The sequence below is a fragment of the Streptomyces sp. iso_384 genome, from assembly GCF_056172905.1.
The window spans coordinates 730,365-745,655 of record NZ_JBWBTT010000001.1; the positions used below are offsets into that span (position 1 = coordinate 730,365).

Sequence of the window (15,291 nt, forward strand, 5' to 3'; positions counted from 1 at the left end):
TGATACGTTGGCCGCCCAAGCGATTGACATGAACATATCTCGGGGGAATGCGATGCGGCAGACGGCACGGAGCCGGATCGTGGCGCGAGCGGCGGTGGGGGTGCTGGCGGCGCTGCTGGTCGCAGGCTGCTCGGTCAGTGTGGGCAGCCCCAAGGCGGTGAGCAAGGAAGAGGTCGCGAAGCAGGCGTCGGTGGCCCTGAGCAAGAAGATCGGCCGCGAGATCGACGACGTCACGTGCGAGAGCGACCTCAAGGCCGAGGCGGGCGAGACCACGCGCTGCGAGGTGACCGTGGGCGGCCAGAAGCAGGGGATGACGGCCACCGCGACGTCGGTCGACGACGACAAGGTCAAGATGGACTTCAAGGTCGACGACGCCCCCGGCGCGGGCGGCTCCGCGGCACCCGACCCCTCCGGCACCCCGAGCGCCGGCGGCGGGACACAGACGGTGGACAAGGCGGAGGTCGCCCGTCAGGGCAAGGCCGCCCTGACGGCACAGACGGGCCAGGCCCCCGACGCCTTCTCCTGCCCCCAGGACCTGCCGGCCCGGGTGAACGCCACCATCCGCTGCCAACTGGCCGCGGACGGCAAGCAGTACGGCGTGACGGTCACCGCGACCTCGGCCGTCAACGGCACCGTCAAGATGAACTTCCAGGTGGACAACACCCCGAACGGCTGACACACCGCTGCGGCCCGCCCCCACCCTCGCCGAGGCGGGGGCGGGCCGCAGCGGCACTCCCTCCCGTACGACCACCCGACGTGCGGGTCGCGTCAGGCGGCCTGGAGCACGTCACACGGGCAGTGACGGAACTCCAGACCGAGTTCGCGGTCCACGGCCGCGCTCGAACGCGTGGCGGCTTCGGTGACCTTCTCCCAGGAGCCGTACTTCAGATGGAGCTGGTCCGCCGTCGGGCCGAGCGGGTTGCCGTACTTCTTCTGGTTACGCGCCTCCAGCTCCGCGACCTGCTCCGGGGTCATACCGGCCCGGACGACGTCCTTGGCGTCGTTGCGCATCTGCACCAGGGTGCGGGCGATCTCCTCCTCCGAGCGCCCTTCGGCGCGCATCGCGCACTCCGTACGCTCCATGTCCTCAAGAAGCTCGTGATACCGCATCCGCTGATCCCGGGCGACCTCGCGCTCCTGTGGGGTCTCACTCCGGATCAGACACACGACCGGCTCCGGGCTGGTGCAGTCACCCTCGTCCGGAGCCGCCTGGGAGACCGGGGCGACGATGACCGAACCACAGGTGTCGGACGACCGGCAGGGGGGCGCCCCGTGCTCGGCGGCAGAGGCGGACTGGAGAGGGAGCAGGGCGACTTGGACGACCAGCAGCGCGGGAACCGCGCGGCGGGTGAGCGAACGCAGACGGTGCAGTGACATGCGCTCATCGTTGGGCAGGCCGCCATGGAGCCGAAGCAGGCGAGGCCGACATTCCCCCGCGAGCGGCCGACTCCACTCCGTAGAGTGAAGCCGACGGCCACAGGGCCTTCCTGGAGGGGAAGCCCCAGGTCGGCTCGGTCGTACGTGTGCCCCCGGCAGGATTCGAACCTGCGACACCCGCTTTAGGAGAGCGGTGCTCTATCCCCTGAGCTACGAAGGCGGGGATCTGCCCAAAAATGTGTCTAAAAAGACGCCATGTATGGAGTCAGTTTTTGACATGTTTTGGACAGGTTGGTGATCGACCGGTGAGGGTCTGCTCGCCGCCGCCAGTGTAGCGGGTGGTGTGCTGGACGTATGGGTGCGTGGCTTGCTGGGGGATCTGGCCCGGGCGTCCTGGTGTGCAGGGGGGCCTGGGGTGTCAGGGGTGGAGGGGGTTGAGTGCTCGGGTGATCGAGTTGTTCAGCCAGGCGTAGCCCAGGTAGATCAGTAGGGCTCCCTTGGCGCCGTATGCCGGGACTCGCTCGTGGGGGTAGGCCTGGTCGAAGCGTGAGTGGATGGACTCGCTGTCCTGGCGGAAGCCTTTCAGGCGGCGGCCGGCCGGGGTGTCGGGAGGTACCTGGCGAAGATGCTCGGTGCGGTTGAAGCGCTGCTTCTTCGTCTTAGGGTCGACCTGCCGGTCTTCGCCGGTCTCGTCGACACGAACCCGGAGCTGGTGAGTCTCGGCGGGGCAGGGAATGGTGATGCGGTGGTAGAAGCGCGTGCTGTTCTTACCGCCACGGCACTCGAGCTCTTCGACCGGCAGAGGCGTGTAGAGCGTTTTGCTGCCGTCGGTGAGGCGCCGTTCGCACACTCTGCCCTCGGCCACGTAGAGGTCGTGGGAGCACGTCCCCTTCTTGTAGCGCATGAGGGATTGAGGCGTGAGTCCGTCGTGCTGTGAGGTGAACACGACGAGGCCCTCGGCGATGAGGGGGGCGCGGTGCCTGCCGCGGAGGGCGACGTCGTAGGTGACGGCCTTGGTGCCGCGGGCGCGCTTGAGGATGCGCTTGACCATGGCGACCAGCGCGACCCCTTCTGACTCGCGGTGGGGGTCTTCCGCCGGAGACTTGTGGCGGATGGACTCCAGGGCGAGGATCACGCGGCTGTGAGGGGTGGCGGCCAGGCGTACGGCTGTGGAAAGGAATTTGTTGCCGTAGACCTGCTTTCCACCGCCTTCGACGCAGATGCCCGCGTCTTCGTCCACTCGGTGTCGGCGGATCTCGCCGGTCCTTTTGTCGGGCGTCTCGTGCTCGGAGTGCCCGGAGGGGGGCCGTGCGACGGTGGCGTCGCCGTGGAGGACCTGCTGGCGCTCTGGGCGGACGCGGCTGGCTCTCCTGCTGGTTTCGCAGAGCATCCCGTGTGCCAGGGCCTGTTCGACCCACAAGTCGCCGCTGATGTCACGAATCTTGTCGTGAGCAGGCTTGAGGTACTTACGGAAGTAGTGGTTCCAGTTGCTGCGGGTGGGGCCGGTCGGCCGCAGTGCGTCCGCGGCCTCGTCGCCCAGGTTCGTGCGGATCGCTGAGCGGACGCGGTTCCACCAGTCCTCGTCCTGAAAATGGGCGGCAGTGGCGCGGGCGGATCCGAAGACGGAGATCGAGCAAAGGAAGATCAGATAGACGACGGGCGGATGGTGCGGGGGCCGCCCGACCGGTCGGGGCCCGGGCAGGGTGTCGGCCGCGGTGTAGAGGTCCGGGTTGTTGATCAGGTAGGCGAAACGGTGGTCGGTGATCAGGTGCGGGGCTTGCGGCCCGTGCGGTTCTGGTGGATCGCTCTTCGCTCCGAAGGCGTCGTCGGGGACGGGTCCGTAGACGTAGGACAGTGGGGAGTTCGTGGGCTTGGGGGAGGCCTTGGACGTGGGCTTGGGGCGTGCAGCTCTGCGGGTTGTCATCGCGGGTCTCCGCCGGTCTTCCAGGCCAGTCCGGCGAGTTCGGCTGCGTTGTCGAGGGATGAGAGGCCCAGCCGTCGGGCGACTTCAGAGATCTGGCCGGTCTGCAGCAGCACCTGGCGGGCGACGTACCGGGTGATGTCGCGGGGTTCGACCCTCCGGGCGGCGGTCGCGAGGCCCGAGAGGCGTGCGATGTCGTTGAAGCCGGCGCCGACGCTGGCCTGCGCTGTGTACCGGGTGGAGGAGTCGCTGGTGACGAGGCGGTTCTGTCCGGGCCGGTGCTCGGCCAGGTAGTCGGCGCGCAGACGGAGGGCGCGCACGGACCAGGGGCTGAGCGAGCAGGTCCTGGGGGTTGTGTATGTGCTGCCTTCGGTGGTCACGGTGGCTTGGGCGAGATCCAGATCGCCGGGGGTTGCTTGAGAGGTCTCGGCACTGCCGAGACCCGAGAGCAGCAAGGCCAACAAGGCGGCATGCCGGGTCACAGGCATGCCGCGTTCGGAGTGGAACTGGAGGTCCTCGATCTCGGCGTCGCTCAGTTCGGCGCCGGTGCTGCGAGGCGGTCGTGGGATGGGGGGAGAGTCGAGCAGGGGCGCGGCCTGGGTCATACCGAGGGCCCGGGCGTGCACGAAGAGCGAGGCGAGGGCGGAGCGGCGCTGGCGGCGGGTGCTGCCCGTCGGGACGAGGGTGATGTTGTCGCGCCGGTCGCGGCCGGGAGCGTCGATGAAGAGTTCGGCCACCTGTCCGGTGACGTCATCCATTCGGTGGATGCTGTGGGCGGCGGCGAAGGCATCGAACCGTTCACTGATCTGGATGTAGAGGTCGACGGTCTCGATGGCCATGTCGCCGTCGGCTGCCTGCTGCAGCCACTGACGGCTGACTTCCAGCAGAGCCCGGTGGATGGTGGCCCTAGCCATGGTGGACCACCTCCTGAAGGGGTCCGGAACTGAAGTGAACGTGGGCGGGCACGTGATCGGCCGCGCTACCGTGGGTGTTCCTCGCCTTGTGTGAGGACATGCCGAAGCTCCCTTCCCGCACGGCTCTGCCGGGCGGGTTGTCGGGTGGAGGTGGGAGTCCGGCAGCGCCGCACCGGCCAAGGAAGCTGGCGCTGCCGGACTTTTCTGTCTTCCGGGTTCAGGTGATGCGATGGCCCCGGAGTTTGGCGGTGAGGGCTGTGACGGCTCTCAGGTGGCGGTGAAGCTCGAGGACTTCCGTCGAGGTCAGGCGGGTCAGGTCTGCCAGAAGGATCGGCGGCAGCAGCAGAGACAGAAGATCTTGTTCAGTGTTTGCGTCCTCGGCTGCCTGTTCTCCGCCGGGCACGTTGCCGCGTGGGCGGGGAACCTCTGACGCGGGCGGTTGGGAACCTTCGCCTTGATAGGAGTGCCTCTCCTGGCTGCGGTCGCCGGGGTCTGTCCCTTCAGTCTGTGGCGGGTCCGTTCCCTGGGGCAGCTCTTCCTGGACCCCGTCCTGTGTGGCCTCTTCGCGCGCGGTGTCGGTGCCGGGGGGGCCGGGGGTGGAATCCGAGTGGGAGGCTCCCTCGTACCAGTGGAGTTCACCGGACTCCTCCACGGTGACCAGGCCGACGGCGACCATCAGGTCGAGCAGGACGTGAGCCTGCTTGATGCGCCCTTCTTCGGCACGGGCGGCTGTCATGAGCTTGGCCACCAGACCCTCGCGTGAGACCGGTCCGTAGCGGCAGCGCTCCCTCACGGCCCGTGCGAACCACCGGCCCTTCCACTTGTTCCGCACCGCGGCCCGCCCTTCGCTCTCGCTGCGCTCGAAAGCCCGGGCGATGTGCCGGCCCTTGCCGCTGGGCAGATACGTCGCCCGCCGGTGCCCCTTGACGAGCAGGCCACAGTCCATCGCGAACACCGGTACCAGCCCGCAGTTCTTGGCGATGACTCCGGTAGCCGCCGCCAGCTCGGCCGCCCCTACCGGGTTGACCGCCGAGCAGGCCGCAACGAGCACCAGGAGGTACTGGTCCGCCGGCAGTTTCGGCGCCGGCATCAGCCGCTCCCCGGGGGCCAGCCGGGCTCGGCCGGTGACCGGTGGTGCTCCCGCCTGTCGAGTCGACACTAGACACAACACCTTTCAGCAGAGAGGGGGCGCACATCCCGATGGTTGCTACTCTGATAGCAACTCATGGTGGTTCGGGGTGCGCAAGTCGGCATCCCGTCCGTCACACTGGTCGCATGCCCGGAGGAACAAGACGTGGAAAAAAGCCGCGCGACTACGCCGTGGCCGGCGAATGGCCGTACGCGGTGATGGACAGCGTCCGGCAGGCGCAGGTCGGGCAGGCGCTTGCCCGGGCGCTGTCGGAAGCGATGGAGCGGCGAGGCTTGTCGGCCAATGCCTTGGCGACCGCCTCCGGCGTCAACCGGCAGGTCATCTCCAACATCCTCGCTGGAACTGTGTGGCCCGACATGTTTACGCTCGCGAGCCTCGAGGAGAGTCTCGAAGAGATGCTCTGGCCGCAGCACACGAAATGGCCGACGGGTGACGACGGTGCCCGCCACCAGCCAGTTCCCGCGCATCGGCGCGGTAGCGAGGGCTAGTTCCCGTCCGGATCATCCGGCCCGGAGTAATCTGATGATGCGTCTGGTGCATGGGGTTCGACCTCCCGATCGGGCGAAAAGCAGGCCGAACCACCCTTTGCCCGTCCAGGAACCGGTAACGTGGGGGTACGGCCGAGAGTCGTATGAGACCGCCCCCGCGCGTGTAGCGCCGGCCTGCAAACCTTGCTAGCACGCGGGAGGCGGTCGCCTAAAGGGGGGCTTCTAAGCGGCCCCCACCGTCGAGGCAAGCGCGAAGTGGCAGCGCCGCTCGGCGTCCTGGTGCTTCACCAGGAAGTTCTTCTTGGCCAGGCCGTCCATCAGCGCCCGGGCACGATTGTGTGCCTTCTGGTCGGCTGCGGCCTCCTGGCCCTCCAGCTGGACCGCGAGGAGTTTCGGTGTCCACCGCAGTCCGGGCTCGCTCACGATGACCTGCAACGCCTGAGCGGTGCGCGGGCCGAGCGTCGAAGCGTCGGGTCCCGTCGGCGACCCAGCCGCCTCCGCATGGTCTGTGCCCTCGGTCACAGGGGCATCCGGTGACGGCGGCGGAGAACTCGCGGACGCATCGGCGTCGTCGACCACTTCGTCCGCGCCGGGTTCGGGGGCGTCCGTGCCCTGGGAGCCTCCTCGGCGCTGACCGCTTCTGAGGGCAACCCCCGCCCGTGTTGCCCTCAAGAGGTCTTCCCGGACGCGGATCGCGTCATCGCGGGTCTCCTCCGTGCTCTGCCTGGTGCAGAGCACGTCAGCAATCTTCGATTGCAGCGTGGCGACTCCCGAAGCCAGGCGGACAAGTTCCGCGTCGTAGGTAGCCAGGCCGGCGTCGCACTCGCGAATCAGGGAGTCCATGTCCGTCACGACCAAGCTGGGGTTGGTGGTGGCATCGTCGGTCGGCTGCATGGCGATCACCTTAGGGCCTCAGCAGCACAGGAGCGCGCGGGCTGACCTCAGCTGGGCCCATGTGTCAGGAGCGCGCGGCGTGTCGGGCTCCGCCTCCCCTGCCGCACCAACGCAGCCTGTCAGAAGCGCTTCTGACCGGGCGTAACGTCTCTTAAGGATTGCAGCACGGCCTGCCGCGGGAGCCGTAGATGCGGCCGCAGCAGGACTGCTGACCACCACTCAGGAGAGAGGTAGAACCCCAGCGTTCCCGGGCTGCAGGCGGGATGACACCCGGATCAGCAGCCCAGCCGGCGCCGTGTGCTGCGGTGCTGCTGCGGTGGGAGCCTACGCACCACAGCAGCCCGTGCCCACCTCGGTCGAGCGGCATGCTGAACAGGGCACGGAGGGCTCTGCCCGACCGCTGCGTGGACCGCCGACAGCCTCGTAAATCTTCCGTTCACCCATATGAGCGGCACGAGGGAGCGCAGGTGACAGAGCAGGGAACACGCACCCCCGTGGCACGGCCGCACGGGGACACGCCACCCTCGGGGGCTCGGAACTCCCGGCATCCCCGCTGTGATCAAGGTCAAGGAAAGCGGAACGGCGGAAGGCCGACCGGCCTGCGGCTGCCGAACACCACTCTCGCAGTCAGCCGCCCGCCTGCCCGGTTGAGAGCCTGGCCGTCCTCACCGCTGCCTGCGGCCAGCATGCCTGCCTGATCTTCGAGAACGCACTTCATCGAAGCTTCACGAAGGGCCTCGCATGCGCCAAACGGTCCTCCCGTTGCCTGAGGGCTATGGACGGCACACACCTCATCCTGGCGTTCTCGCCACCACGCGGATGGCCACGGCCGCCTCGCGCTCCTGCCCATCTCGCGGTTCCTGCTGTGCCCGCCACGGCTCGGGGCGGCCGCTCCGCCGATGGCCTGGAGCAGAAGCACGCTGCGACTGGGCGAGGCGGGCCTGGTGGCCTTGGCCAGCATCGCGACCGGCCCTGCCGCGGAAGCCCCTTACGCGATGTGCGCCACGACCCTGATCGCTCGCCTCTGCCCGTGCCGCAGCGCAGCGGGCGCAGCACCTCCTGCATCACCGACCGGAGACAGCCGTGCGTGGCACAACCCCTGCAAACCGCCGCTGCGGACCGCCTTCCCCGCATCGCGGAGACTCGCCCCCTTGGTACCCGCCAGGCACCTCCCACCACCGCACAGGACGGCATCGCCCATGAGCTACCCAGCCACCTCGCACCAGCGAGTGATCAACCAGCGTGACGCCGAGGGCTGGGCATTCGCCATCGACGCCATCGGCGAAACGCGCCAGTACATGACAGCGGCCCTGTGCCGACTGGCGAGCTTGCTCACCGGTCTGCCAGCGCAAGCGCGACGGTTAGCCCCCGAACCGCCGAACACACCGCGGTCTGCCGGCCGGACAGTGTCAGTCCCCGTCGCAGCGACCGGCGTCAGCCGCCCCCGCGACCTCACACTCTTTGGTGGGGAACCATGAACGAAGCCATCCTCCAGACCGTCGAGGGCCTCGTCACGACCCCGTGGGCCTACCTCGCACTCTTCGGCATAGCCCTGCTCGACGGACTCTTCCCGCTCGTGACCAGCGAGACCCGCGTGATCACCCTGGGCGTCTTTGCCGCCTCGACCGGCGATCCCAACCTCGTGCTGATCGTGCCGGTCGCCGCTCCGGCCCCGGATCATCAGGAAACTTAAGCCCGACGGCCGGGCTCGTAAGGAGGTGAAGTCGGCGGGAGCGGTGAGCGAGCCACGCGGGGAGTGCTCCAGCTCCACCAGGCGGTGCCCAGCAGCGAGTCGTACAGCTCCCTGGAGCGCGGCAGGTGGTCTGGTTCACCGGACAGGCACCGATTTCGATCGATACGGCACCGAAATCACGCGGGTTCGGTACCGTCATGTGCGCGGTCGCAGTTCATGACGTCCTTGTACCGGAAAGTGACGAATGTTCATCGAGAATCTCGTGCTGGAGAACTTCAAGTGCTTCGGACCGGGGCGCACTTCCGTCCGCCTGGACCGGGGCATGACTGCCTTCATAGGAGCCAACGGTTCGGGCAAAACCGCTGCCTGCGAGGCGCTACTGCGGCTGTTCGGGATATCCGGCCAGGAACGGTCCGTACGCGTGGACGACTTCCACGTTCCCGTCGGCGAGACGGTCCTGCCCGCCAGCCGTGAGCTCACGATCGAAGCAGTGCTCGCCTTCCCTGAACTCGACGGCAGCGCGGAAAGCGGCGAAGCGGGTGCAGACGACGGTGGAGATGTCGCAGAGGATGCGGAGCAGCAGCAGTCCAGCACCTCTCGAGCGGTCCCGGAGTTCTTCCGGCGCATGGCCGCCGAGGAGGACGGCGACCTGAAGGTCCGAATAGCGCTCCGGGCCAAGTGGGTCGATGACGGCACCGTGGAGGGGGCGATCACCGAATCCCGCGTGATCGTCAACACCCTTGCCGAGGAGTACGGCGAGGACGACTACGTGCAGCTCAGTCCTGCGGAGCGCAGCCGTATCCAGATGATCTACATCCCAGCCTCCCGTGACGGCGTGCGCCAAGTAACGACCTTTCTCCGCAGCCGACTATGGCGAGCTGCGCAGTGGTCCACGAGCCTGCGTCATCTCGTCAGCGGTCACGCCGCTGAACTCGCCGAAGGGTTCACCGAGGAGCCCGTGGTCCAAGCGGTCGAAGGCGCACTGACGGCCCGGTGGCAGGAACTGCACGACGCAGGAATGCATGCGAACCCCAAACTGCGCCTACTCAACGGCGACTTCAACCAGCTGGTCCGCGACTCCGAGCTTGTCTTTGAGCCCGACCACAACGCTCAGCCCAAGCCAGCCCGCATGCTGAGCGACGGGCAGCGGTCGCTCCTGCACCTCGCCTTGGCGGCGGCGGCCATCGACGTCGAGGCCGCCGTCTACTCCGGCCGGCACGGCGACGAATTCACCCTGCAGGCCGCCCACCTGCCGCACCTGACCCTGATCGCAGTCGAGGAACCCGAGAACAACCTCTCGCCATTCTTCCTCTCGCGGATCGTTGGCCAACTGCAAGATCTGAGCGGCACCACAGCGACCCAGACGGTTCTCTCCAGCCACTCCGCTAGCGTCATGCCCCGTATCCGTCCGGAGGACGTCCGATACTTCCGTACAGGATCGGCCGCTGCGACAGCATCCGTCCGCGAGATCACCCTCCCCGACGACACTACCGAGGCGGGCAAGTACCTTCGGGAGGCAGTGCGTGCCCACCCGGAGCTGTACTTTGCCAAATTCGTGGTGCTCGGCGAAGGCGACACCGAACAGCTAGTCATCCCCAGGATCGCCCAGGCCCGCGGTGTACAGCTGGACCCGTCCTTCGTAGCGATGGTGCCGCTCGACGGCAGGCACACCAACCACATGTGGAAGCTGCTCCGCGACCTGGATATCCCCCACGCCACCTTGCTGGACCTTGACTACGGCAAGGTCGGCGCGGGACCGGCGCGACTTCGTGACGCCTGCAACCGCCTCATGGACAACGGGCTCACCCCTCTGGAAGGGCTTGCTGGATATGACAAGGTCAGCGAGATCCACGACAGCCTCCTCCTCCGGGACATCAAGCTGATCCTGAAGCACCTGAGAAAATTCGCCGTCTTCTACTCCGATCCGCTTGACCTCGACTACGCCATGTTGTGCGCGTTCGAGAGAGCCTACACACACCTCGAGCATGGCAAGCGCGGGCCGGATTCCAGTGATCCCACCACCACGGTCCTGGGAGAAAAGGGAACCAGGCCGGACTACTGGAATGAGGAACGGACCGAGTGGCTGGGCTGGTACCGGTACCTGTTCTTGTCGCGTTCGAAACCGAGTACCCACCTGAGCGCGCTCGGCCGCCTCAGTGACGAGGAGCTTCGACTGAACGCGCCGGAAGAGCTTGTGGCGCTCGTGGAGCACATTCGTAAGGAGATCTCACTGTGAGTGCCTCCGACCGCCGGGTCGCAAGAGGCGCTCCAACTCAGCTGCCAACAAGCCTGATCTCGGTTAAGGATTGGCGCCCGGCGGGAATCGAGGATCTGGAACCAGCCGCGTGGGCGGCTCTGCGGGACACTGGCAATGTGGCGGTCGTGGCCGGCCCCGGTGCGGGCAAGACGGAGTTCCTTGCTCAACGCGCCTCCTATCTCCTGCAAACCGGACTGTGCCCGTGGCCACAGCACATTCTGGCGATCTCGTTCAAGCGGGATGCGGCCGCCAACCTCGGCCGCCGGGTCGCTGCCCGTGCTCCGGAGCACGCCAGCCGATTCGCGTCCATGACCTTCGACGCCTTCACGAAGGGGCTGGTGGACCGATTCGCGCTTGCTCTTCCGCAGGACTGGAGGATGAGCCACGGGTATGACATCCGCGACGCACCCAAATCCGAAGTAGACGCTTTTCTCAACTCCGTCGCCTTCTCAGCCCCACAGGCGCTGGACGGGAAACTAGGGTTCCAGTCAGGGCGCTTCGTCTCAGACATTGTCGGGGGATGGAACCTACCCGAGAGCCTACCGGCGGACGATGATATCGACCCTGCTTCCTATGCCGTATGCGAGTGGTGGCGCGCCCGCTACCTGCGGCCCGGAAGGGCGGAAGTCGACTTCGTCATGCTCAATCGGCTTGCCGAGCTGCTGGTCCGTGCGGTGCCGAAGCTTCGGCGTGCCCTACGAATGACCTACCCCATCGTGTTCGTCGATGAATTCCAGGACACAACCAGCGCGCAGTTCTCTTTCCTCACGTCAGTTTTCGGCGAGGAGACTGCGGTGACCACGGTCGGGGACAGCAAGCAGCGGATCATGGGCTGGGCCGGCGCTGTGCCCGAAGCTGTCCAGCGTTTCACCAGCACCTTCAATGCCTCCACTTACAGGCTGGCGTGGAACTTCCGTTCCAGCGACGCCCTGGTCGGACTCCAGCACGTAATCGCCAGCAAACTCGACCCGGCCGCAGTGCGGGCCACCTCGAAAGCAACTGCCGAGGCCGGGCACGAGCCAGCCATGCTGTGGACGTTCTCCGGAGAAGAAAGGGAGGCGCGGTACATCGCCGACTGGATCGCCCGGGACATCGCCGGCTCGGACCGTACGCCGGCAGACTTTGCGCTCATCGCACGGCAGAAAGTCAAAGACTTCGAGCCGCTGTTTCGGGCTCGCCTCGCTGCGCACGGAATCCGGGTCCGCAATGACGACGCGCGGGTCGGGAAGCTGGCCCTCCAGGATCTACTGAAGAGCGAGACGAGTCGCTTGTTCGTGGGGCTGCTCCGACTGGCCCACCGACCTCGTGGCCTCGCCGCATTGTGGCAGGAGATGTCGGCGACTCTAGAGCGTTTACACGGCGCAACCGATCACGAGACAGTCCAACAGCGTGTCAGCGACGATCTGAGCGACCTGACCACGCGGCTGCGTGCCTGGCTTCAGGCTCACCCTCCGTCGATCACGTCCGCGGCTGACACAGTCGGAAAGGTGCTCGATCTCGTGGACAGCGCGGCCCTGCGCCGCTACGTAAGGGCCTCTGCGCCTGGAGAGGAGTTCGATCTCGTCACCGATGCATTCGAAGCGCGCCTTGAGACGGTGCTTGAGAGAGCAGACGACTGGGGCGTGGTGCTCGATGAATTCGAATCCGCTGATGCTGTCGTTTTGCTCACCACCCACCGCAGCAAGGGTCTCGAATATCACACCGTGTTCTTTCTCGGTATTCATGGCAGGCAGTGGTGGTCGCTCGGAAACGATCCGCGCGAAGGGACATCGACCTTCTTCGTGGGTCTGTCCAGGGCGGCGCAAAGGCTGGTCTTCACCTCGGATCGATCCGGGCGCACCGGTCCCATCTCGACGTTCTTCGCAATGCTTACTGAGGCTGGAGTGGCTGAAGTAAACCAGGGATAGGGAAAGGCCTGTGAGGCTCCCCATCCGGCACTGTGTGAGGCGCTTCGGGCGCTGTCTGCGTCACAGCGGTGAGCTCCTCACCCGGGCGCATCCAGTGATCGGTTCCCCGCGGCTCCACCCACAGGCAGAGCATGCTGTCCGTTCCGTTACTCACGCTGGTCTTCGCCACGCCAGCACCCCAACGAGCAGCATGATCGGCCGGACAGCTCCTAGCTCCGTCTTCACCTCACCCGTCAGTGGCAGATGCTCAGGCGTCGGCTCACACGGCGTCGGGGCCTTCGATGTAGGGGAGGCCTACCGCCGCGAGTTTGGTCTGCAGGTTGATGTCGCTGGTCGCGGCGTACAGCCTGGAGCCAGGGTGGGCGGATTGCAGCAGCAGCGCGGAGGCGATGAAGCGGTCGTCGGGGACGTCCAGGTCCAACCAGCGAGGGAGGCCTTCCCTGCGGGGTTCGGTGTGCTCGAAGACGACGTAGACGTCGCCCGCGATACGTGCACCCGTGCGGACGTCTCCGTTGTCCCGCATCGCTTTCAGCCTCCGGTTGGCCCTTCTAGCAGCTTCCCGGACCTCCGGGCGGTTGTGACCGCGCTTGAGGTCGTCAATCTCGCGCAGCACGACGGGCAAGAGGTGGACTATGTAGCGCTCGCTGCCAACGGCGTCCTGGTAAACGGTGACGTCGGGGTCATCGACCAAGCAGTTGGTGTCGACAACCACACGCACCGCCCAGTCGTCCTGCGGCAGCAGCTGTACCAGTTCACGCAGCGCCAACACGGAATTCTTCAATTGCGTCACCGCCTCGGGGATGTCCTGGGGCGCGCGGTACTTCACCCGGCCCTCGCGGACCAACCAGTCCTCCAGCAAGCGGATCCCGTCGTCCATGCCGCGTTGCACAGCTGGTGTGGGGTGAGGAAAGAGAAGGCGGAACCGTGGTGCCCAGTCACGTACTTGCTGCAGGAGTTCCATCCTGCCTGCCTCGACTTCGGCCGCGCTCGGTGCCCAGGCCCATGGATGGCCGAAGACCTGGACCGCCCCCAGATCCATTTGCCGTTCGTGCACCTGGGAGTTGCTCAGGAGGTTTGCGTAGGCGGATTCGATGTCGGTCAGCTCGGACAGCAGCTGGTCGACGTAGGGGGGCGGTGAGGGCTTCTTCGGCATGCCTCGATGTTCCTGCACCAGGCCGAAATGGGGAACTGATTCGAAGGGACTTCGTCGGCCGCGTGCCCGCCAGGAGATGCAAATTTCCTTGCCCAGGAGGATGGGGGGCGTACTCTGGCAGGTTGGCCGGTGCCAGGATGAACGGAGCCTTGCCGTATGGAGATCAAGTCGCTTGAGGAACTGCAGGCCGTCGATGAGCGGACTCTGCGCTTCACGCCGCTCGGCCTGGGAAGGATGCTGGCCGAGGACTCAGCTGATTTCCAGCAGCGGGTGGTAGCGGGACTCCGTCTTGCTGACGATGTCGCCGACACGACGCGGCAGAGGTTCGAGCAGCTGCGTACCGCTTTCACTCACGGGGTGCTCTGTTACGAGCTGTTCACCCTCATCGAGGACGGCACCCGGTTGGCGTTGGAGCAGGCGTTGCGCGACCGTTTCGCTGTTTACCACCAGGGCAGGGATATCGAAGTTCGCGACAGCCGGGGGCGGGTCCACCGGATCCCGGTATCGAACTACCCGGAGTTCTTCGAGCGGCTGCGGAAGATCAGTCGCCCCGAGATCCGCATGGAGCCTACGGGGGACTGGACGCGATTCAGCGGCATGCTCGCCGGGCTGTTGAAATGGGCGCGCAGGCAGGGGCTGTTGCGGGGCCAGCGCAATCGCAGCCTTGAGCCCACCCATCAGGAGCTGCGCAATATGGTCGCGCACGGCACCTACCACCTGACTACCCCGGTGGACGCTGCCCGGAGCCTGTCGGACCTCGCGGAGACCATCAATCACCTGTGGGGTCAGCAGACTCCCGGAGGACGTCTGTATCCGGCACCCGTTGAGAGGTCGGTTGTCGCCATCGGCTGGTCAGCAGACGCCGGCAGGACGGTCATGGGACGGGCCGACCGGCTCGACGAGACCTACGACGACATCGAGTTCACCTACATCCTGGTCCGCGCCGTGCACGACGATCCCAAGCTCATGGAGTTCGACAGCCGAAGAGCGACGACCGCGTTCCCCGCTCAGTACATGTGGGGTCCGGGTACACGCGATGAGGCGCTTGCCTGGCTGGACCGGGACCCCCCTTCCGCCGACCTGTGCGACCAGCTGGACCAGGTCGTGGTGGTGCGCTCCCTCGACGGCCGGGTCGACGCACCCTCTTACCCTGCGATCGCGGCCGCCCGTCCCCGCGCCGAGCAGGCGGGTATCTGGCACGCCGTGCGCGTCGACCGTCCGCTCGACGCGATGAGTCATGTCCGCGCCGTCACCGACGGCACGCCCGGGCACCGGCCCGAAGGAGAGTGCAGGAGCTGCCCGGCGGAGACCCTGGCCAAGGGCGACATCACCGTCGTGCTCGAGGCGGCGCGTCGCGCCGGCGCCGACACCGAACCGCTCCACGTCCCGGACGTACGCACCCCCCTTGCCGCAGCCTTTTCCCGGCTGCCGCTCTGATCGGGCCTTCGCCCCCCCCGCGAACTCGTCTTCTACGGAGGTCTTCCCGCCGCGCCCTGTGCAGAGGCCAGCTCGTTCCCCTCTCGCCCGGTGGCCGTCT

Annotated in this window: 12 protein-coding genes and 1 tRNA gene; 6 read left to right on the top strand and 7 right to left on the bottom strand. The window is 66.8% G+C overall.

Annotated features, from left to right (window positions below; all coding sequences use genetic code 11):
* Positions 1 to 52: 52 nt before the first annotated feature.
* Complete coding sequence (locus AC0VY3_RS03300) at positions 53 to 676, top strand: DUF4333 domain-containing protein (protein ID WP_103508181.1); 624 nt, start codon at positions 53 to 55, stop codon at positions 674 to 676.
* A 92-nt stretch (positions 677 to 768) separates the two neighbouring features.
* Here AC0VY3_RS03300 and AC0VY3_RS03305 read toward each other — a convergent pair whose 3' ends face one another.
* The 5 genes from AC0VY3_RS03305 to AC0VY3_RS03325 form a co-directional block, all read right to left on the bottom strand.
* Complete coding sequence (locus AC0VY3_RS03305) at positions 769 to 1,377, bottom strand: hypothetical protein (protein WP_475548877.1); 609 nt, start codon at positions 1,375 to 1,377, stop codon at positions 769 to 771.
* A 147-nt stretch (positions 1,378 to 1,524) separates the two neighbouring features.
* Positions 1,525 to 1,597, bottom strand: a tRNA-Arg gene (locus AC0VY3_RS03310).
* 198 nt (positions 1,598 to 1,795) lie between these two features.
* Complete coding sequence (locus AC0VY3_RS03315; RefSeq protein ID WP_475548878.1) at positions 1,796 to 3,301, bottom strand: hypothetical protein; 1,506 nt, start codon at positions 3,299 to 3,301, stop codon at positions 1,796 to 1,798.
* The gene (locus AC0VY3_RS03320; protein ID WP_475548879.1) at positions 3,298 to 4,212 is read right to left on the bottom strand and encodes a hypothetical protein; all 915 of its coding nucleotides are present in this window, start codon (positions 4,210 to 4,212) and stop codon (positions 3,298 to 3,300) included. Before AC0VY3_RS03320 ends, AC0VY3_RS03315 begins: the two co-directional genes overlap by 4 nt.
* A gap of 217 nt (positions 4,213 to 4,429) precedes the next feature.
* Positions 4,430 to 5,302, bottom strand: a complete 873-nt coding sequence (locus tag AC0VY3_RS03325) for a hypothetical protein (RefSeq protein WP_475548880.1) — start codon at positions 5,300 to 5,302, stop codon at positions 4,430 to 4,432.
* A gap of 185 nt (positions 5,303 to 5,487) precedes the next feature.
* Between AC0VY3_RS03325 and AC0VY3_RS03330 the strand changes: the two genes are divergently transcribed.
* The gene (locus tag AC0VY3_RS03330) at positions 5,488 to 5,850 is read left to right on the top strand and encodes a helix-turn-helix domain-containing protein (protein WP_475548881.1); all 363 of its coding nucleotides are present in this window, start codon (positions 5,488 to 5,490) and stop codon (positions 5,848 to 5,850) included.
* Between the two features lie 222 nt (positions 5,851 to 6,072).
* Here the strand turns inward: AC0VY3_RS03330 and AC0VY3_RS03335 are convergent, their stop codons facing one another.
* Positions 6,073 to 6,744, bottom strand: a complete 672-nt coding sequence (locus AC0VY3_RS03335) for a hypothetical protein (RefSeq protein WP_475548882.1) — start codon at positions 6,742 to 6,744, stop codon at positions 6,073 to 6,075.
* Positions 6,745 to 8,218: 1,474 nt separating this feature from the next.
* On the opposite strand from AC0VY3_RS03335, the gene AC0VY3_RS03340 reads away from it, so the two are divergent.
* The 3 genes from AC0VY3_RS03340 (at position 8,219) to AC0VY3_RS03350 (ending at position 12,601) form a co-directional block, all read left to right on the top strand.
* Positions 8,219 to 8,437, top strand: coding sequence for a hypothetical protein (locus tag AC0VY3_RS03340; protein WP_475548883.1), 219 nt, complete (start codon positions 8,219 to 8,221; stop codon positions 8,435 to 8,437).
* Positions 8,438 to 8,681: 244 nt separating this feature from the next.
* Entirely contained in the window at positions 8,682 to 10,673 is a 1,992-nt protein-coding gene (locus AC0VY3_RS03345) for an ATP-dependent nuclease (protein ID WP_475548884.1), read from the top strand.
* Positions 10,670 to 12,601 carry a UvrD-helicase domain-containing protein gene (locus AC0VY3_RS03350; protein WP_475548885.1) on the top strand — a complete coding sequence of 644 codons (1,932 nt, stop codon included), beginning with the start codon at positions 10,670 to 10,672 and terminating at the stop codon, positions 12,599 to 12,601. The genes AC0VY3_RS03345 and AC0VY3_RS03350 overlap by 4 nt, the downstream gene beginning before the upstream one ends.
* Positions 12,602 to 12,860: 259 nt before the next feature.
* Here the strand turns inward: AC0VY3_RS03350 and AC0VY3_RS03355 are convergent, their stop codons facing one another.
* Positions 12,861 to 13,754, bottom strand: coding sequence for a PIN domain-containing protein (locus AC0VY3_RS03355; protein ID WP_475548886.1), 894 nt, complete (start codon positions 13,752 to 13,754; stop codon positions 12,861 to 12,863).
* Between the two features lie 156 nt (positions 13,755 to 13,910).
* Between AC0VY3_RS03355 and AC0VY3_RS03360 the strand changes: the two genes are divergently transcribed.
* Positions 13,911 to 15,191 carry a hypothetical protein gene (locus AC0VY3_RS03360; protein WP_475548887.1) on the top strand — a complete coding sequence of 427 codons (1,281 nt, stop codon included), beginning with the start codon at positions 13,911 to 13,913 and terminating at the stop codon, positions 15,189 to 15,191.
* Positions 15,192 to 15,291 lie beyond the last annotated feature (100 nt).

Bases quoted from the DNA above. Each gene is read 5' to 3' on its own strand.
- AC0VY3_RS03300 (WP_103508181.1), top strand. From the start codon at position 53: ATGCGGCAGACGGCACGGAGCCGGATCGTGGCGCGAGCGGCGGTGGGG.
- AC0VY3_RS03305 (WP_475548877.1), bottom strand. From the start codon at position 1,377: ATGTCACTGCACCGTCTGCGTTCGCTCACCCGCCGCGCGGTTCCCGCG.
- AC0VY3_RS03315 (WP_475548878.1), bottom strand. From the start codon at position 3,301: ATGACAACCCGCAGAGCTGCACGCCCCAAGCCCACGTCCAAGGCCTCC.
- AC0VY3_RS03320 (WP_475548879.1), bottom strand. From the start codon at position 4,212: ATGGCTAGGGCCACCATCCACCGGGCTCTGCTGGAAGTCAGCCGTCAG.
- AC0VY3_RS03325 (WP_475548880.1), bottom strand. From the start codon at position 5,302: ATGCCGGCGCCGAAACTGCCGGCGGACCAGTACCTCCTGGTGCTCGTT.
- AC0VY3_RS03330 (WP_475548881.1), top strand. From the start codon at position 5,488: ATGCCCGGAGGAACAAGACGTGGAAAAAAGCCGCGCGACTACGCCGTG.
- AC0VY3_RS03335 (WP_475548882.1), bottom strand. From the start codon at position 6,744: ATGCAGCCGACCGACGATGCCACCACCAACCCCAGCTTGGTCGTGACG.
- AC0VY3_RS03340 (WP_475548883.1), top strand. From the start codon at position 8,219: ATGAACGAAGCCATCCTCCAGACCGTCGAGGGCCTCGTCACGACCCCG.
- AC0VY3_RS03345 (WP_475548884.1), top strand. From the start codon at position 8,682: ATGTTCATCGAGAATCTCGTGCTGGAGAACTTCAAGTGCTTCGGACCG.
- AC0VY3_RS03355 (WP_475548886.1), bottom strand. From the start codon at position 13,754: ATGCCGAAGAAGCCCTCACCGCCCCCCTACGTCGACCAGCTGCTGTCC.
- AC0VY3_RS03360 (WP_475548887.1), top strand. From the start codon at position 13,911: ATGGAGATCAAGTCGCTTGAGGAACTGCAGGCCGTCGATGAGCGGACT.